Annotated in this window: 15 protein-coding genes; 10 read left to right on the top strand and 5 right to left on the bottom strand. The window is 41.8% G+C overall.

Annotation, left to right across the window (positions count from 1 at the left end):
- The first annotated feature begins 2 nt into the window (after positions 1-2).
- The 5 genes from pseI to EXT47_RS11085 are packed head-to-tail and all read left to right on the top strand — an operon-like array spanning position 3 to position 6,720.
- Positions 3-1,043: a pseudaminic acid synthase gene (gene pseI / locus EXT47_RS11105; RefSeq protein ID WP_130126598.1), complete on the top strand. Its 1,041-nt coding sequence runs from the start codon at positions 3-5 to the stop codon at positions 1,041-1,043.
- On the top strand, positions 1,043-1,288 hold the full coding sequence (locus tag EXT47_RS11100) for a phosphopantetheine-binding protein (protein WP_039492552.1): 246 nt from the start codon (positions 1,043-1,045) through the stop codon (positions 1,286-1,288). Before pseI ends, EXT47_RS11100 begins: the two co-directional genes overlap by 1 nt.
- Positions 1,288-2,859 carry a UDP-2,4-diacetamido-2,4,6-trideoxy-beta-L-altropyranose hydrolase gene (gene pseG, locus EXT47_RS11095; RefSeq protein WP_069018748.1) on the top strand — a complete coding sequence of 524 codons (1,572 nt, stop codon included), beginning with the start codon at positions 1,288-1,290 and terminating at the stop codon, positions 2,857-2,859. The genes EXT47_RS11100 and pseG overlap by 1 nt, the downstream gene beginning before the upstream one ends.
- On the top strand, positions 2,852-4,363 hold the full coding sequence (locus EXT47_RS11090) for a class I adenylate-forming enzyme family protein (RefSeq protein WP_069018749.1): 1,512 nt from the start codon (positions 2,852-2,854) through the stop codon (positions 4,361-4,363). The genes pseG and EXT47_RS11090 overlap by 8 nt, the downstream gene beginning before the upstream one ends.
- 32 nt (positions 4,364-4,395) lie before the next feature.
- Positions 4,396-6,720: a glycosyltransferase gene (locus EXT47_RS11085; protein ID WP_130126596.1), complete on the top strand. Its 2,325-nt coding sequence runs from the start codon at positions 4,396-4,398 to the stop codon at positions 6,718-6,720.
- 309 nt (positions 6,721-7,029) lie between these two features.
- Here EXT47_RS11085 and EXT47_RS11080 read toward each other — a convergent pair whose 3' ends face one another.
- Genes EXT47_RS11080 through pseB form a run of 4 tightly spaced genes read right to left on the bottom strand, consistent with a single transcriptional unit; the run spans position 7,030 to position 11,212 of the window.
- Positions 7,030-8,178, bottom strand: a complete 1,149-nt coding sequence (locus EXT47_RS11080; protein ID WP_223193695.1) for a Gfo/Idh/MocA family protein — start codon at positions 8,176-8,178, stop codon at positions 7,030-7,032.
- A 15-nt stretch (positions 8,179-8,193) separates the two neighbouring features.
- Positions 8,194-9,075: an aldo/keto reductase gene (locus EXT47_RS11075; protein WP_069018751.1), complete on the bottom strand. Its 882-nt coding sequence runs from the start codon at positions 9,073-9,075 to the stop codon at positions 8,194-8,196.
- Positions 9,072-10,214, bottom strand: coding sequence for a UDP-4-amino-4,6-dideoxy-N-acetyl-beta-L-altrosamine transaminase (gene pseC / locus EXT47_RS11070; protein WP_069018752.1), 1,143 nt, complete (start codon positions 10,212-10,214; stop codon positions 9,072-9,074). The genes EXT47_RS11075 and pseC overlap by 4 nt, the downstream gene beginning before the upstream one ends.
- Positions 10,211-11,212: a UDP-N-acetylglucosamine 4,6-dehydratase (inverting) gene (gene pseB / locus EXT47_RS11065; RefSeq protein WP_039492537.1), complete on the bottom strand. Its 1,002-nt coding sequence runs from the start codon at positions 11,210-11,212 to the stop codon at positions 10,211-10,213. The genes pseC and pseB overlap by 4 nt, the downstream gene beginning before the upstream one ends.
- A gap of 223 nt (positions 11,213-11,435) precedes the next feature.
- On the opposite strand from pseB, the gene EXT47_RS11060 reads away from it, so the two are divergent.
- Complete coding sequence (locus tag EXT47_RS11060) at positions 11,436-12,221, top strand: flagellin (protein WP_130126595.1); 786 nt, start codon at positions 11,436-11,438, stop codon at positions 12,219-12,221.
- A gap of 148 nt (positions 12,222-12,369) precedes the next feature.
- Entirely contained in the window at positions 12,370-13,809 is a 1,440-nt protein-coding gene (locus EXT47_RS11055; RefSeq protein WP_039492533.1) for a sigma-54 dependent transcriptional regulator, read from the top strand.
- A 67-nt stretch (positions 13,810-13,876) separates the two neighbouring features.
- Here the strand turns inward: EXT47_RS11055 and EXT47_RS11050 are convergent, their stop codons facing one another.
- On the bottom strand, positions 13,877-14,476 hold the full coding sequence (locus tag EXT47_RS11050; RefSeq protein WP_130126594.1) for a DNA-3-methyladenine glycosylase I: 600 nt from the start codon (positions 14,474-14,476) through the stop codon (positions 13,877-13,879).
- Between the two features lie 236 nt (positions 14,477-14,712).
- On the opposite strand from EXT47_RS11050, the gene EXT47_RS11045 reads away from it, so the two are divergent.
- The 3 genes from EXT47_RS11045 to fliE all read left to right on the top strand — a co-directional run bounded on the left by EXT47_RS11045 (position 14,713) and on the right by fliE (position 17,780).
- Positions 14,713-15,813 (top strand): PAS domain-containing sensor histidine kinase, encoded by a 1,101-nt coding sequence (locus tag EXT47_RS11045; protein ID WP_130126593.1) that lies wholly within the window; start codon positions 14,713-14,715, stop codon positions 15,811-15,813.
- Positions 15,810-17,189: a sigma-54 dependent transcriptional regulator gene (locus tag EXT47_RS11040; protein WP_130126592.1), complete on the top strand. Its 1,380-nt coding sequence runs from the start codon at positions 15,810-15,812 to the stop codon at positions 17,187-17,189. Before EXT47_RS11045 ends, EXT47_RS11040 begins: the two co-directional genes overlap by 4 nt.
- A gap of 258 nt (positions 17,190-17,447) precedes the next feature.
- On the top strand, positions 17,448-17,780 hold the full coding sequence (gene fliE / locus EXT47_RS11035) for a flagellar hook-basal body complex protein FliE (RefSeq protein ID WP_010369155.1): 333 nt from the start codon (positions 17,448-17,450) through the stop codon (positions 17,778-17,780).
- Positions 17,781-17,793 lie beyond the last annotated feature (13 nt).

The raw sequence follows: 17,793 nt of genomic DNA, 5'->3' as shown, positions 1-17,793 counted from the left end.
ATATGTTTAAACAAGAGCTTAAAATAGATGGGCGTCTAGTCGGACATCAACACCCAAATTATATTATTGCTGAGATGTCTGCAAACCATGGACAAAGCTTAAGTCGAGCCAAAGAGTTGGTTTATGCGGCAAAGGAAGCGGGTGCCGATGCAATTAAATTACAAACATATAGTGCCGACACGCTTACAATGAAGTGTGACTTACCACATTTTTTTATTAAAGATGGGCCGTGGAAGGGGCAGTATTTATACGATCTTTATCAACATGCGTACATGCCTTGGGAGTTTCATGCTGAACTTTTTGAATTAGCTAAAAAAATAGGGATTACTTGCTTTTCTTCACCATTCGATAAATCAGCTGTTGATTTATTAGAACAACTTGATGCGCCGGCATATAAAATTGCGTCTCCAGAGCTGATTGATCATCAACTTATTCGTGATGTTGCCGCAACCGGCAAGCCTGTGATTATGTCTACTGGCGGTGCGACGCTGCCTGAAATTGCAGACGCAGTAAAAGTAGCAAAAGATGCCGGTGTCACTGAATTATGCCTGTTAAAGTGTACCAGTACTTATCCGGCACCTGCTGATAGTATTAATCTAAGAACAATACCGCATATGCGAGAAGCTTTTTCGGTTCCTGTTGGTTTGTCAGATCATACTCTAGGGAACGATGTGCCTTTAGCGTCGGTTGCTGTGGGTGGATGTGTTATCGAAAAGCACTTTGTAATGGATAAAAATGATCAAACTGCAGATAGCTTTTTCTCAATGACACCAGAAGAATTACAAAACCTTGTACATGGTGTAAGACAGATCGAGAAAGCAATGGGGCGAGTACATTACCCAGATACTCCTTGTCAAAAGCGCCGTTGTGTTTACCTTATTAAGGACGTTAAATCGGGTGAAACGCTGTCTGATATGCACTTGCGACAAATGCGCCCAGGTGGAGGCGAAATTCAACCAAAGCACTTGCCATCGCTTATCGGGCGACGAGCAAATAAGTCTTTACCTGCAGGTACTCAGCTTAAATGGGAGGATTTTTGTTAATGCCTAGCGAAACTCAGCTACTTGAATTTTTTCAGACCTTTCTATTAGCTCGTGGTGTAGCCGTTAAGAGTGAACAGCTACAAAGTTTTAATTTTATGGAGTCCGGGTTATTAGACTCATTTGAAATGTTATCAATGGTAATGCAGATCGAAACCGATTTTGGGGTTCGATTAACACCTGAGCAAATGTTGAGACCAGACTCAGCGACAGTGGGTGGCCTCATTGATGTAATCTTGAGGTCTTGATGTTTGTTTTTCGTGTTAACAGCACTCAAGGAATTGGCCACTTAAAACGATGCTTGAATTTGGCTAAGGAGCTTAGTGTTCGGGGTTGTGGTAGTCATTTCATTTTAGATGAAAATGACTGTCTGAGTGACTATATCAGTGGTATTAACGACAGCGTCACCCTAATTACTCATGGGACGAGTGAATATGATGATGCCCAACAAACTTTATCTATCGCTTACCAAGTAAGTGCTGAAGCTATCGTTGTTGACTCTTATCTATTAGGTAGAGAGTGGGAAAGCCAGATTCAAGATCAATTTAAACTTGTTGTAATAGATGATTTGGGTCGTGAACATTTAGCCAATACATTAATAGATATTAGATGGCGAGGAGATCAAACCGAAGCTTATTATCATCATTTGGTATCTCATGACTGTGAAACGCTTTTGGGACCTAAATATGCTTTACTTGAAAGTGTATATCACGACAGTTCGCGCGCAGATATAGAACGTTCTCATCTGCTATTTTCTCTCGGTGGTGGCGGGGATTGGGAGTTATTGACTCCTATAATTGAATTAGTGTGTCAGCTTAGGCCATGTCAGCCGATAGAAATTGTCCTAGGACCATCTGCAATAAATTATGAATCGATAATATCGTTGCAGCATATTTATCCACAAGTTGAGATAAACAGAAGTCCAGAGAGTTTGTACCCAAGCTTTATTAGAGCACAGTTATTTGTTGGTGCGTTGGGTACTTCGTTGTATGAACTTGCTGCAACAAAAACACCTGCACTAACATTTAGTATGGCTAAAAATCAAGAGCATAATCAGAGCTGGTTGGATGATTTAGGGCACTGTTTACATCTGCCTGAGTTTTTTTCTAGTGATCCGTTGGAAGTCGTTGAATTGATTAATATATTACTTGATAATTCAGACAAGCTAGCTGAGTACAGAAACCACAGTAAAGTTTGCGTTGATGGCCGGGGAGCTGCTAGAGTTTCAAGTCATTTATTATCACAACAGACACAGTCTGAAGCGGAAATACAGTCACTTTGTAAACGTGAATATCTACCTATAGCAGCAGATTTAACCGTTAGGATGGTAGACTTTTTTGATATTAATCGCTATTTACACGCCCGCAATAGTCAACATAATAACGTCAGAATGACTATCACGGAAGCTATCCCGACACTTGGTCACTACAAGTGGTGGCATCAAAATCAGCGTGAAAACTTTGTCGTTGAATTAGATGGTAATCCTCTTATCTATATTTGGCACCAATCACTTGAGCAAAACGGACAAACATACTTATATGGTGGCTGGTTTTCAGCTCTTGAGCAGGTTAATTTTGCGTATGTCCAGTTGGCATTAAACTGGCAGCTAAAACTCTGTGAGGAAGAATATCCTGATGGTATTTGGCTTGCAGTAATCCATAAAGACAATAAATTTGTTAATTTGCTGAATCAGCATAATGGTTTCAAAGCTATTGAGGTCGATAGTCCTCATTTTCAGGTTACACAATCAATTTTCCCATCAGCTGATCCTAAAAAGTTTAATTATGTAATGTTAACGAGAGAGAACGAGCATGGTTAATATATACCACCTTTTTCATCGAAATGTGGAAAAGTCGCCAGATAAGGTAGCAGTAGTATTTTCCGGAACGGAAGTTACCTACCGCTCGTTATTTAATTACGTCCTAATTTTAAGTCGCTTTTTTAAGGACCAGGGTCTAACACCGGGGCAGCGAATTGCATTGTTTGCACCCAATGGCATTGAATACCCTGTTGTATTGCTAGCTGCTGCGAAATTGGGTTTAGCTGTGGTACCGTTGCCAATAACCCTAAAGGGAGCTGCGTTAGAAATAGCGCTGAAGAAGACTCCTGTAAGTATGGCCATTTGTTGGCCCACTGTTAGTCGTACTTTACTGGAAAGTGCGGTTGTGAGAGAAGATGAGGTAATAACTATAGGTGAAAGCGTTCTCGGTGAACGTTGTTGGGAAGATATTTTCACCGATGTAGAACATGACGAAGAATACTCGGATGCAGCGCCTGAGTTGGACTTTATTTTGACTATGACGTCAGGCTCAACAGGTTCACCAAAACCAATCGTGTTAAGTCAAAAGTGTAAGATTGAACGCGCGTTTTCAGCAACGATAAATTACTATCAATTAACGTCAGATGATGTCATTTTGGTCGCAACACCGCTTTATCATTCCCTTGCCCAACGAGGGGTATTAATGCCGTTAATGCTCGGCGCTACAACTGTGATTTTACCTAAGTTTCAGTTACAAAGCTGGCTAGGTGCTATCGAACAGTATCAAGTCAGTTTCTTGTTTGCGGTGTCTTCACAGCTTGAGGGGCTAGTTGCCCAAGGTGTCGAAAACAAAGACATTTCCTCCGTCCGAATACTTGTGTCTTCATCAGCTGTTTTAAACACAGTTACGAAAGGGAAGTTATTAAAGTTACTTAGCTGCGAGTTTCATGAATGCTATGGCGCATCTGAAGTGGGGGTAGTAACGGACTTTTGTATCGATGATGAAGGTGGAAATCAGGGCAGTGTAGGTAAACCTCTCCCATTTGTTGATGTAAAGATCTGTGACGGCCACAGAAAGCCTGTTGAAATCGGAGTTGTCGGAGAAATTGCCTGTAAAACTACAACTCAATTTTCAGGTTATTTGAAACAGTTAGAGGCTACGAAAGCAGCATATGATGATACAGGTTATTTTTACACAGGCGATTTGGGCTACCTGAACAAGGAAGGTTTTCTATTTTATGTGGGTCGCAAAAAAGAGGTAATATCAAGTGGTGGCATCAATATTTACCCACAAGATATTGAAGAGGTAATAAAACGTCACCCCTTAGTTACTGATTGCGTTGCTTTTGGCGTTGCCGATCCTACTTTAGGAGAAGTCATTAAAGTAGTCTACGAGCAGGCGAATGTACAACAAGAAGAAAGCCTTGAGCGAGCGTTACGTAAATTATGCTTCGCTGAATTGACCGATTATCAACAGCCTCGGATTATTGAAAAGTGTGACAATTTAGCCCGAAATGCGATGGGAAAAGTACTCCGGCAGCAAGTCAAAGAGACATACAGCTAGTCAGGTAGATAAGCACTTTAGAGAGTAATAGCATGAAGATTTCACTAATAGTACCAACTTACAACAGCGCTGAGTATATTCAAGCTTGTCTTGCAAGTTTGGTGACTCAATTAGAAGATTTCGCTGAGATCATCGTAATTGATGATTGCTCAACGGATGGTACTTTTGCGTTGTTATCAGCTTTTGCAGAGCGCAATCAAGCTGTGCATGTGCTCCAGACTGAGACTAATAGTGGTCCGGGAGTTGCGCGTAATTTGGGTATAGAGCATGCTAAAGGGGAGTGGATTTTATTTGTTGACAGTGATGACGCATTGACTGATCTAGCGTTAAAGCAGTTGATACAATTTGTTGATCCCGAAGCTGTTAATTGTGATGTGGTGGCTTTTGACTGGCGATATAAAAAAGATAACGTTAACAATGAGACATTTCATTTTGAAGGTCGGTTTGATAAACCTGAATTTACAAATGAAAAAGCGTTGTTGTTAGAAAAATACGTAAAATTTAGAATGGATCATTCGGCAATTTACTTGATGATCAAGCGTCAATTATTGATAGAGCATCAGGTGTCCTTTGCTGGTGGCTTCCATGAAGATATTGACTTTACCTTTTTAGTGTACTGGCATGCAAGGGAAGTAAAATTACTGGATGAAGTTATCTATTTAAAAACCCCACGACCTGGTTCAATAGTGAATTCGGTTAGCACGTCTCACATCAAAGGGTTTTATCGTTCTTATGCAGTGATCCACACACTCCTCAAATCAGTTTCAAAGAACCAAAGCCTGCATACTGCTTTCTTAACCGGTGTAATTGGGTTGGTTGCTACTTGCATCCGGAAAATATTCTTAAAAGCGCCAAGTAAGGAGCTTCGAGAGCCTCTCTATGAATATACGTTTAAACAACTTAACGATTTTTCTGTGCCTATTGATAGCCTACCATTGGACAAAACCTATTACAGTTTGTTAGTAAAACACTTTCTTAATACCATGATGACGCATGAAGCCGCAGCGCAGCGCCGAAGTGAAGTAATAGATGAATTCCTAGAAGAAAACGAAGGGAAAAAGTGGAGCTGTATAGACTTACATCACTCCGCGTTTCTTGCACCAAAAGAAATTCGTACTTGTTGTAAGCGTTTCTTTGTTGACAACGAAATGCGTGGCGACGTAACTATTGTTAATAGTGAGCAGCTCGAGCAATCCGAAAATCTAGTAAAAACGATAATGGATGCAAAGAAAAAGCTATTTGCAGATATCAATATGGGTGAGCCGACAGGTTGCGATGGTTGCCCTTACCTAGAGTTTAAACAGTGGGGGGCGATTGAATCTAGTAAAATTACAAAGGTATCGTATGAGCATCACTCAGTATGTAACTTGAAATGTAGCTACTGTAGCGATACTTACTACGGTGGAGAAAAGCCAGCTTACGACGTACTGGCTTTGCAAAAAGCATTATTAGATGAGCAACGACTGAGTGAAAAAGCGCTTTGCATTTGGGGTGGGGGGGAGCCTACCTCTGATAAGCATTTTTCTAAATTACTTTTGCAGACAACGGAGCGATTACCGCTATCAAGCAACCGGGTTATAACTAATGCGGTAGTGTTTAATAAAGCGATCTATGAGCTACTGCTCGCTAAGAAAGTTAGCATATTTACGAGTATAGATGCGGGGACTGAAGAAACGTTTGTCAAGATAAGGGGTAAAAACAGCTTACATAAGGTGATGGAAAACCTTGTAAAGTACTCCAGTGCTAATGCCGAAGCCGTTACGGTTAAATACATATTCACGGATGGAAATAAGTTTCAAGCGGAAATTCGTGCGTTTGCCGAGCTAATTGATCGATATCAGCTGAAAGCTTGTAATTTTCAGATAAGTTTTGATTTTAAAGAAGAGCGTATTAGCAGCGATGATTTGGTGCTTATTGTGCGTTTATATAAATCATTAAAGCAGCTTGGCGCACACGTGGTTTATTTAGACGACTTGATACTCATGCGTATCGGAGAGTTAAGCGCTGATGAAGAGGCGTTGTTAGCGGATAAATTGGAGCTGGCTGGGCTGAATGATATCGTCGCGTTAGCGGACTCCAAAGTGCCTGTTGCTCTTTGGGGGGCAGGAGAAACAGCACGTCTGTTATTGGAGCATAGCAACTACTTCAAAAGAGTCGAGTTAGCTTATTTTGTTGATCCAGACCCCAATAAAATTGGAACCACGTTTATGGGTAAACCGGTTTATGCACCAGATGTGCTGACAAAAACCCAGACACCGGTGTTTATCGCAGCGGTTCAGTACTATGCTCCGATATATAGAGAATTTAAGCAACTAGGCTTGCCTGACAGCCGTTTGATTAACAAGCTTATTATCTAATCAGAACAGTGGACAAACAGGAAGGCCGATTGCACGTTTACGGCTGGCTTTGAGGCTACACGATGTAAAAGCACTATTATGTTCAGCACAAGGTGAGCTACAAAAGATAGGTTGAACAACACCTTATGCAAGGGGGAGATATCCCGAAAGTGATTTTTATTTTAGTGGTATGAAGAGCTAAACCGAAGGTAAAAGTCGTTAGCAAAGCTTGGCTCATTCAGAACTCGAGAGCGAAGTGTTTGATGCAATTGGCTGAAAATTTATTCCCTAAAATTGATTAGGGAATAAATAAGGTCTATTGAAACGATGTTAATTCGCTATTTTTTCCCATGTACCAGAGTGTACAGATTCTTTGGCGGCTTTAAATAGGCACAGACCTGCTTTAGCTTGCTCTAGGCCAAATACGTAGTCATTGCTTTTCTTTTCACCTTCCAGATATAAGCATAGCTCGTGGTGTATATCTGCGTATAGGTTAGCGAATGCTTCGACAAACCCGGTAGGGTGGCCTGGCTTCATACGGTTATACCGAAATTGACCTGCGTACTCACATTGCCCAGCGCGGTCCAAAATTTCTCTGCGGCCATCATTATAGTTGAGTTCAAGTTCATCTGGGTTGAGTTGATACCAAAACGCACTCCCTTTTTCACCATAAATGCGCACTTTTAAGCCATTCCTATGTCCTATTGCTGTCTTAGACATCCACATACTACCTTTAATATTACATGGATATTTTAATAGCATATGTACATCATCTACTAAATTTGGGTACTGCGAGTGATTCGCAAATTCTGCTATGGTTTCGTTCGGTTCAATGTCGAGCAAGTAAGTGGACAAGTGATGTAAATGAACGCCTAAATCCAAACAAATTGTTGGAACTTCGCTGTCGTGTAAGCGCCAAGCCTGAGGGCTAGAAGCTTTCCCCGCAATATCTGGAGGTCTACGAAAACCCTCTTGAGGCATCTCTAAATGAACTTTCTGTATGGTTCCCAGCTTATCGTGCTTAATCAGATGCTTTAGCTCTCTGATCATGGCATAACCTGAATAGTTATAGGTAACTGCTAAGAAGTGCTTACTGGCGTTATAAGTCTTCTCGAGAGTTGCTATTTCAAGTGGGCCGCAAACTAATGATTTTTCGCAAATTACGGGTATATCTTGCTCCAACAAAGTTGTGAGAACTTCGATATGGTGGGGTGTAGGTGTCAGTACAACAAAGGCATCTACGTTACTTTTCTCTTTTTTTATAAGCTCTTTCCAGCAACGATAAGTGCGTTGCTCTGATATACCCCAGCGATTTGAGGTTGCAATGTTTTGTTCCGTATCTCGTGAAAAAGCACCAGCAACAACGGTGAATTTGTTGTCGAGTTGAGTGGCTGCAAAGTGTACATAACCGACAGCTGAATTATTGCCACCACCAATGAACGCAAGCTTTAGTGGGGACTGGTTTGTCTTCATTTGCATTTTAATTCCTATTCGTTATGGCCACAGTGCGGGGTTGGTTAACGCTAAATCATCCACACTCAAATCTGGCAAGTCACTTGAAGCTATGTGAATCGCATTCTCAAAAGCTGATAGTATGTCAGTAAGCTCTCGAGCCTTATTTACTCCAACAACACAGTGATCTATCGCTTTTTGCTGTAATACATAAGCGAGGCTAATAACTAACTTGGAGGTATTGAAGGTCTCTGCGAGTTTTGAAATCTGTTCAAGGTTGCTTATCCAAGGCTTGAAGTAAGGCGGTACTTTGTCAGATTCCATCAAAAGCAACCCCTGTAGAAATATACTTCGAGCATGAACTTCAATTCCTCGTTGTCGGAATTGAGCTAACCATCCTGTCTGTTCAAAGTATCTGTCCAATACATTGTATGGTAGTTGAACTAGATCAAGCTGATAAAGTGATAAGAGCTGTTTACAGTCAGCATTGGCATACATCGATACACCTAGCTTTGAAATTTTTTTTTCACTTTGAAGGGCTGTTAGTCTTTGCCAGATTGCTTCTACTCCGGGCTTTAGGAGATCTGCACTTTGGTGAAATAACACGCCGTATAAAGAGTCGGCGCCGAGTTCCTCAAAAGCACTTTCAATATATTGCAGGTAATGGTCTACATCCGACTTTTCGAAGTAAGCTTTGTTGAGCGGAGGAAGTTTCGTGATCAGATTGAAATCACGTTTGGCTACATGATGATCGTTTAGGACGTTGTGACTATTGCCGTAACCGATAGCAGTATCAATCAAGTTGATATTATTTTTTTCAGCAATCTCTAGAATTTGAGCCACTTCTGCTGTGCCCGGTCTGCCATCAAAATTACTCACTCCATAATCTAAACCAAATTGAACGGTACCTAGTGCTAACTTCATAATAGCTCCGACAATATGGACGAGATGTAAGCAATATCTTGTGTTGTCAAATTAGGGTGTAGAGGCAAAGTAATGGCACGTTTATAGTACGCTTCCGCATTGGGAAAATCACCTTTTTTAAATCCGAGAGACTGGTAAAACGGCTGTAAATGAATCGGGATATAATGGACGTGTGCAAACACTCCCTTATCGCGTAAATGTGTGACCACGTATTTTTGGTCCAAGCCTTCAGGTAGCAGCACGATATAAAGGTGATAGGAGGAGCGACGATTAGATAGCCGAGTTAAATGGCAAAACTGCTTAGGCAAATTATCACTGTAAATCTCAGCCAACTGGTTTCGCCGAGTAACAAAATCTTCTAGGCGCGACATTTGACTTAGACCGAGAGCTGCTTGTATATCTGTCAGTCGATAATTAAAGCCTAAAGATTGCTGTTCATAATACCAAGGACCGTGACTTTGCTGGAGTAATTCTTTTGGATCAGAGGTAATACCGTGGCTTCTAAATGACTTGGCTCTGTGTGCTAATTGTCCATGCTTAGTTGTAAGCATGCCTCCTTCAGCACTTGTGACAATCTTTACTGGATGAAAGCTAAATACGCAGATATCACTGTATTTACAGTTTCCTACAGGTTCCCCTTTGTAATTCGCACCGATAGCGTGGGAGGCATCCTCTATTACTTTAAATCCATATTTTTTCGACAGTTCAGCAATTTCATACATATCGCAAGGCTGACCTGCAAGGTGCACTGGAATGATAGCTTTGGGTAATTTATTTTCAGATTTTGATTGCTCAAGTTTTTTTGTCAAAGCTTGAATCGACATATTACCCGTTTGGGTGTCTATATCAACAAAGTCGATGCTTGCACCGCAATATAGGGCACAGTTACTACTTGCTACGAATGAGACTGGTGATGTCCAAACGATATCATCTGGACCGATTTCTATTGCTAAGCACGCTATGTGCAAAGCTGAAGTAGCACTATTACATGCGATAGCATGTTCAACATTGCAGTGTTGCGCAACTTTTAACTCAAAATCTTGAACTTTAGGGCCTTGGGTTAGCCAGTCTGACCTTAGAACTTCAATGACAGCATTTATATCATCTTGATTAATATCTTGTCTGCCATATGGGATCATTTAATTGCCTCAATGTTAAATGCCAATATTTCTTCAACAGACATATAATCAGGGTTATCGAGAGAGTTAAATTCGAAGTTAGTACTAACAGGGTGGCCTTTTTCGCCAATTGCGTTGATCGTAAAGTCGTTACTTCGACTACTGAACTTTATACCCGGAGCGATAACGAAATGATCGTCATATTCAAAAGTATCAAAGCATAAGTCTGCAGGACACATTACTTCGTGAAGTTTTTCGCCTGGACGTATACCAATAATTTTCTGCGGTAAGTTGGGGGCCATCGCGGTCGCCAAATCCGTAATCTTTATGGAAGGTATCTTTGGAACGAAGATTTCACCACCTAGCATCCGCTCAAAATTCTTCAGTACAAAGTCAACCCCTTGCTGCAGGCTTATCCAAAAACGGGTCATTTCAGGGTGTGTGATAGGAATGTGATCTTTACCTTCATCAATGAACTTTTGAAAGACAGGAACTACAGAGCCTCTGGAGCAGACAACATTGCCATAACGGACAACGGAAAAAAGAGTTTTATGTCCACCTGCAATATTGTTCGCAGCGACGAAAAGTTTATCTGATGCGAGCTTCGTAGCACCGTATAAATTAATTGGATTTGCTGCTTTATCTGTAGAAAGTGCGATAACCTTTTCTACATCATTATCTAAAGCGGCTTCAATCACATTTTCAGCCCCATTAATATTGGTTTTAATACACTCCATAGGATTATATTCAGCAGCAGGAACTTGTTTCAATGCAGCGGCATGAATGACGTAGTTGACGCCTTGCATTGCTCTTCGTAACCTATCTTTATCTCGTACATCTCCGATAAAGTATCGCATGCAGCGTTGATTAAACTCTTGTTGCATCTCAAACTGTTTTAACTCATCTCGAGAAAAGATAATGATTTTTTTAGGCTTGTATCTCTCGAGCAAAGTTTTTACATATTTTTTGCCAAAAGAGCCTGTGCCGCCGGTTATTAAAATGGTTTTATTATCAAACATAGGGTGTCCACCTACAGGTGCAATCAAAACTTTACAGTATCGAGTATCGAAACTGCTCTAGATATCTCACCGATACAATAAATTAGCTACTACTCAATACTTTATATCACTTCTATGTGTTTTGCAGTATTTATGCCAGTCATTGCAGGAAATTTAACGGCTATGGTGACTTTTTGCTCACAATAGCGTAGATTTAACCTAATGATAGTGAATGGGGGTATATATGAAAATCCAATCACAAAGTACTGCTTTTTTTAATCGTACGGAGCAGACTGCTAATAAACTCAATCAACAGCTGGCTTCTGGTAAGAAGGTTAATTCTGCTGCAGACGACGCTGCGGCTTTGCAGATCGTTAATCGTTTGACGTCTCAACAGGACGGCTACAGTCAATCTATTCGTAACGCATATGATGGTATCTCGTATTCGCAAACTGCTGACTCGGCATTATCTGGTGTGAATGATGCGGTTTCCCGAATTAGAGAATTATCGATTCAAGCCGGTAATGGGGCGCTGACAGATAGTGACCGTCAAGCATTGCAAGAGGAAGTATCGCAGTTGCAAACGCAAATCAGCGAAACGTTTGAAAACACTACATTTGGTGGCGCACAAATTTTTGACGGTGAGTCTCGTAGTTTTCAGGTAGGTCCCGACGCTAATACCACTCAGTCGCTACAGCAGACTGATGGTGGTTTTGCCAGTGCAATATTGAGTGTGGACATTTCGACGCAGGCGGGCGCACAAGCTGCCATTGATGCGGCAGATACAGTCTCTGAGGATTTAAACAGCCAACGCGCGGAGCTTGGCGCATTTGAAAATGCGGTATCTAGTACAATTCGCTCTGCAAGTAACCAACGTGAGAACATTGCGGCGAGCCAAAGTCGAATTCAAGACACCGATTACGCGCAAGCGGTGAGCGATCAAGTTGCCAACGATATTTTATCGCAAGCTTCTATTGCTTTGCGTGGTCAAGCTAATCAGTCTGCATCATCGGTACTAGGTTTGTTATAAATTAATACCAAAGTATTGATATAGAACAGCTCTAGTGGCGATTTTTTGGCGTTAATGTCAAAAAGTTGCCACTTAGGTATTGCATCCCCCTTAATCTCTCTTACAATCTAACTATTGAAAAAATTTTAAGTAGATTGGTTCTCAAGCAATGGTCTTGATCTTAGATAACAACAACAAAAGAGCGATCGGATTAGGTGCGGCACTTAGTTTTGTCGGTCAAGCAAATGAAGTGCTGGCCGAAGAGCGTTATGAGCCCAAGATCCTTGATAACAACCAAGAACCAATTTTTGTGCTAGGCGCTTTGCAAAGCTTAACACACGAAGCGTTGATAAAATCTCATCCCGCCGTCCCGTTTTTATTAATAGGTGAAACGCTCAGGCCGCTACTTGCATTACCGAATGTAATAGGGCTTATCACCGAACCCTTTGGGCAAGAAGTCACGATGCAATTGCTACATGACTGCCAGCAATACTTGCGTATGCTTCCAAACAAAGAGAACAAGCTACTAAATAAGAGCTTTGATGGTTTAGTTGGGGAAACCGAAGCGGTTAAAAACGTTCGTTTCTTGATTTCTCAAGTGGCTAAAACCGACGCCAATGTCCTTATTTTGGGTGAATCGGGAACCGGTAAGGAAGTGGTTGCACGTAACGTACACCTATTGTCTAAACGTGCGCAGGGACCATTTGTGCCAGTTAACTGTGGTGCTATCCCTGGGGAGTTGTTAGAAAGCGAGCTTTTTGGTCATGAAAAAGGCGCGTTTACTGGCGCGATTTCAGCCAGAAAAGGGCGCTTTGAACTGGCGCAAGGAGGTACGCTTTTTCTCGATGAAATCGGTGATATGCCACTGCAAATGCAGGTGAAATTGTTACGAGTTTTACAAGAACGCACCTATGAACGAGTAGGGGGCACAAAGCCGATTCAGGCGGATGTTCGTGTGATTGCCGCAACGCACCGTAATCTTGAAACCATGATTGAAGACGGCAAGTTTCGCGAAGACTTATTTTATAGACTCAATGTATTCCCCATTGAAAACCCCTCTTTAAACGAGCGTGCGGAAGATATTGCGCTACTGCTAAAAGAACTAACACGTAGAGTAAATGAACAAACGGGCAATTCGGTTAAGTTTACTGATAGAGCCGTAGACAGCTTAAAGTCGCACGCTTGGCCTGGGAATATTCGAGAGCTTGCAAACCTTGTGGAACGAATGGTGATTATGTTCCCAGACAAGGTTGTCGATGTGACTGATTTACCACAAAAGTACCGTTATATAGAAGTCGAAGCGTTTGAGCCTGAATATCCAGAAGAACTTTTGGAAAAAGATGCCTTCAACGAACTATTTAGCGATGGTTTTAGTGACGATGAAGAGGATATGGTAGCAGAAGATTTTGCGCCGCAAGCATCGAATGTTGGCTTACTGCCGGACGAGGGGATAGAGTTAAAAGAATATTTAGCAGAGCTTGAAATTGATTTGATCACTCAAGCTTTAGAGCGCTACGATTATGTGGTTGCTCGCGCGGCTGAAATCTTGGGCGTTCGCCGTACAACATTAGTTGAGAAGATGAAAAAGTATAATCTCAATCGCGACTGATAGTTTATCAGTTACTACCGAATCAACTTAGCAAGGCCGCTTAATACGCGGCCTTGTACTTTATTGTTTAAAGTTGAGTAAAATCCAAGTCTTGATAACTGGCAATAATGGTTTGTTTGCAAAAACAGTTATCGGCATGGTCGTTAACCATGCCGCAAGCTTGCATATGTGCATACACGGTCGTTGAGCCTAAAAACTTAAATCCACGTTTTTTTAAGTCCTTGGCAAATTTGTCACTGAGTTCACTGGTGGCAACGGCATCGTGTTTGTCACGCATGGAGTTGATAACAGGCTTGTAATTAACGAATTGCCACTGGTATTTTGCAAAGCTGCCAAACTCTTGCTGAATTTCAATAAATCGCTTAGCGTTGTTTATCGTTGCTGCGATTTTTGCGCGGTTTCTGATAATTCCGTCAAATGCTAATAGCCGCTCGATATCTTGCTCTGTCATCAGGCTCACTTTGTGTACATCAAAATCGTGGAATGCTTTTCTATAGCCTTCACGTTTTTTCAAAATGGTATACCAGCTTAAGCCAGCTTGTGCAGATTCCAATGTGATAAACTCAAACAAGCTCTGGTCATCCAGTACAGGTCTTCCCCATTCCTTATCATGGTATTCAACATAATCGGGTTTGCTCTCGTCCACCCAGCCGCATCGTATTGTCATTGTTGGCTCTCTTCTATCTAATTGTGAATATGAATAAGCTAAATGATTTACTACGCCAACTACTCATTGCGGCATCACATTTGGCTTTCAAAAACTCTAGCATAATGCTGTATATAAAAACAGTGTCAATAAATTGATATTGTTAAGTGTTATATAACTCTATGTTTTAAATGGAATATAAAGTTGGATCGTTTTTTGCTTTTATCCATTGAGTTTATTTTTAAGAGAGCGGAAAAATGGCATTAGCACATGTTATTAATCCACAATTTGTACCAACGACGAATCGCTACAATCCCTGTTTGCTGCAAGAAGCCTACGTCGGTGAGCTAAGCGACCTTAGGCAGCAGGCGAGTTGGTTAAGCCATCTTGTTGATACTATGCCAGCAGGTGTCGTGGTACTTGATGGTCAAGGTATGATTGCCAAGGCGAATCAAATTGCGATGGATATGTTGGGTGAACCACTCGAAGGTGAAAAGTGGTTTAGCGTTATTCAGCGTTCATTTCGACCACAGCAGGACGATGGTCATGAAGTCTCTCTTAAAGATGGCAGAAGAATTAAGTTAGATATTACCGCGCTAACACCAGAACCTGGGCAACTCATTTTGATGACAGATCTCACCGAGACGCGCCGGCTTCAAAGCCGTGTTGCGCATATGCAAAGGTTAAGTGCGTTAGGAAAAATGGTTGCTTCATTGGCGCATCAAGTGCGTACGCCGTTATCGGCTGCGATGTTATATGGTGCAAACCTAGGTGCAGCTAATCTTCCTCCGGCTTCTCGAGAAAAGTTTCACGATAAGTTGATGTCTCGGTTAAAAGACTTAGAAAGCCAAGTTAATGACATGCTGTTGTTCGCTAAAAGCGGTGAGCAACAAGTGGTTGAGCGAGTGTCAATGCAACAGTTATTGAGTGAAGTCAAAGCGGGTGCTGACGCTATGGTTGAGCTTAACCAAGCAACATTGGAAGCATTTTTACCTGAGCCAGATATCGAAATATTAGGTAATCGTACTGCGCTTGCAAGTGCGATCCAAAACCTGATCCACAACAGTATTCAAATAATTGGCAGTGCGGCACACATTGAACTTAATGCAGAGCGCGAGCCGTGTGGCGAGTATGTACGTATCTCAGTTGTTGATAATGGACCTGGCATTGATGAAACCTTAGTAGACAAGTTGTTTGAACCATTTTTTACAACTAAGTCGCAGGGGACTGGGCTAGGACTTGCGGTGGTTAATTCGGTCGCTAACGCGCACAAAGGGTTTGCGCAGGCAGACAATGTTGAAGGTAAGGGTGCGCGTTTTAGCTTGGTACTACCACTAATTGAGGCGGAGGAACTATGAGTAACAGAGTTTTAGTTGTTGAAGATGATGCTGGTTTAAGAGAAGCACTCATCGATACATTGCAGCTTTCAAATATCGAGTGCGTAGAAGCAAGTTGTGCGGAGCAAGCCGTTTTATTGCTAAAGCAGGAAGCCTTTTCTTTGGTGGTGAGTGATGTGCAAATGGGTGCCATGAGTGGGCTTGACTTGTTAAAGACCATTAAACTCAACTATCCCGAATTACCGGTATTGATGATGACAGCATACGCGACCATTGATGATGCGGTTGAAGCGATGAGATTGGGTGCCATCGACTATATGGCTAAGCCATTTGCGCCTGAAGTATTGCTCAATATGGTTGGACGTTATCTACCTGAGAAGGAAAAAGAGACAGACGGCCCCATTGTTGCCGATCCAAAGAGTATTAAACTACTTGAACTGGCTGCAAAAGTAGCTAAGTCAGATGCCAGCGTTATGGTACTTGGACCGAGTGGTTCAGGTAAAGAAGTGTTGGCTCGCTATATTCACGATAAATCCGACAGAGCAGACGAGCCTTTTATCGCAATTAACTGCGCTGCAATCCCAGAAAATATGCTCGAAGCGACCCTGTTTGGTTACGAAAAGGGGGCATTTACAGGTGCCATTCAGGCGTGTCCAGGTAAGTTTGAACAAGCACAAAAGGGAACGATTTTGCTTGATGAGATCACAGAGATGGATTTGGGATTACAAGCAAAATTACTTCGCGTGTTACAAGAGCGGGAAGTAGAGCGTTTAGGCAGTAGAAAAACCATTTCACTGGACGTCAGAGTGTTGGCAACCAGTAACCGCGATTTAAAAGAAGCGGTGGAGGATGGGGTGTTTAGAGAAGATTTATATTATCGCCTCAATGTTTTCCCGCTAGAGTGGTTGCCACTGAAGGATAGAGCGGGTGATATCGCGGTGTTAGCCGAGCATTTGTTGGTAAGACATACGCAAAAAGCAGGCAAGCCAACACCTATATTAAGCAGCGGTGCAAAGCACAAGCTCAGTTCGCACAGTTGGCCTGGAAACGTAAGAGAGCTAGATAACGTTATTCAACGTGCCCTGATTTTGTTCCAAGGTAATGAAATTCAAGAAGATGATATTTTTATCGAAAATTTCTCACCTATGGCTTTGATTGAGTCTGCACCACTTGTAAATCATGAAGCATCAGCTTTAATGGAGCGCTCTCAAGGTGAGGATGAGATCATTAGCTATAAAGATGAGTTACAGGATAAAGAACACCAAATTATTTTAGATACGCTGGCAAAGTTTAACGGTAAACGCAAAGAGGTGGCGGAGGTATTAGGTATGAGTCCTCGCACACTTCGCTACAAGCTGGCAAAAATGCGAGATTTAGGGATTGCGCTACCCGCTTAACCTAAGTTAGCTGAGCTTAAAAAACAATGAGTTAGTTCGTTGCTTATCCAAACCTCAGGCTAAGCTTTATCTGTTAATTCAAATTTAATCAGGTGCCTATAAAGATCAGCAGATCTTAGGCGCCTAGTTTTCACTTCTATGTACTGCCAATTTTTCGACATGATTAAAATTCTATAAGGTGTTGAAAATAAAGGGTTTTAAGTTGGCACGTTTTCTGCTTTATTACAGGTAACTAAGAGTTATTTTGAGTAAAGCATCATGAAAGTACAATCATCAGCGCTATTTCAAGAAATGCAGGCAATGGCTGCAGAAGCGACGAGAAACACACAGCCATCAGTGCAGCCGGTTAAGACGGCGGCATCTTCATCGGCTCAGTTTGGCGATTTACTCTCAGACGCACTTAATACGGTTCATGGCTTACAACAAGAAGCGAAACAAAAAGTCACCGCTGTTGAAATGGGTGACAGAAGCGTTTCTCTTGCAGAAGCCATGATAGCGAAACAAAAATCGTCGGTCGCTTTTGAGGCAACAGTGCAAGTTCGTAATAAACTTGTTGAGGCCTATAAAGAAATCATGAGCATGCCAGTTTAATTGAGTGACTGTG

The organism is Pseudoalteromonas sp. CO342X, from assembly GCF_004208915.1.
Classification (GTDB): Bacteria; Pseudomonadota; Gammaproteobacteria; order Enterobacterales; family Alteromonadaceae; genus Pseudoalteromonas; species Pseudoalteromonas maricaloris.
The sequence above is the reverse complement of the archived record's forward strand: the minus strand, read 5'-3'. Positions and strand labels throughout refer to the sequence as shown.

What these genes read in the sequence shown, in the direction of transcription:
- pseI (WP_130126598.1), top strand. Translation starts at nt 3, where the DNA reads ATGTTTAAACAAGAGCTTAAAATAGATGGGCGTCTAGTCGGACATCAA.
- EXT47_RS11100 (WP_039492552.1), top strand. Translation starts at nt 1,043, where the DNA reads ATGCCTAGCGAAACTCAGCTACTTGAATTTTTTCAGACCTTTCTATTA.
- pseG (WP_069018748.1), top strand. Translation starts at nt 1,288, where the DNA reads ATGTTTGTTTTTCGTGTTAACAGCACTCAAGGAATTGGCCACTTAAAA.
- EXT47_RS11090 (WP_069018749.1), top strand. Translation starts at nt 2,852, where the DNA reads ATGGTTAATATATACCACCTTTTTCATCGAAATGTGGAAAAGTCGCCA.
- EXT47_RS11085 (WP_130126596.1), top strand. Translation starts at nt 4,396, where the DNA reads ATGAAGATTTCACTAATAGTACCAACTTACAACAGCGCTGAGTATATT.
- EXT47_RS11080 (WP_223193695.1), bottom strand. Translation starts at nt 8,178, where the DNA reads ATGCAAATGAAGACAAACCAGTCCCCACTAAAGCTTGCGTTCATTGGT.
- EXT47_RS11075 (WP_069018751.1), bottom strand. Translation starts at nt 9,075, where the DNA reads ATGAAGTTAGCACTAGGTACCGTTCAATTTGGTTTAGATTATGGAGTG.
- pseC (WP_069018752.1), bottom strand. Translation starts at nt 10,214, where the DNA reads ATGATCCCATATGGCAGACAAGATATTAATCAAGATGATATAAATGCT.
- pseB (WP_039492537.1), bottom strand. Translation starts at nt 11,212, where the DNA reads ATGTTTGATAATAAAACCATTTTAATAACCGGCGGCACAGGCTCTTTT.
- EXT47_RS11060 (WP_130126595.1), top strand. Translation starts at nt 11,436, where the DNA reads ATGAAAATCCAATCACAAAGTACTGCTTTTTTTAATCGTACGGAGCAG.
- EXT47_RS11055 (WP_039492533.1), top strand. Translation starts at nt 12,370, where the DNA reads ATGGTCTTGATCTTAGATAACAACAACAAAAGAGCGATCGGATTAGGT.
- EXT47_RS11050 (WP_130126594.1), bottom strand. Translation starts at nt 14,476, where the DNA reads ATGACAATACGATGCGGCTGGGTGGACGAGAGCAAACCCGATTATGTT.
- EXT47_RS11045 (WP_130126593.1), top strand. Translation starts at nt 14,713, where the DNA reads ATGGCATTAGCACATGTTATTAATCCACAATTTGTACCAACGACGAAT.
- EXT47_RS11040 (WP_130126592.1), top strand. Translation starts at nt 15,810, where the DNA reads ATGAGTAACAGAGTTTTAGTTGTTGAAGATGATGCTGGTTTAAGAGAA.
- fliE (WP_010369155.1), top strand. Translation starts at nt 17,448, where the DNA reads ATGAAAGTACAATCATCAGCGCTATTTCAAGAAATGCAGGCAATGGCT.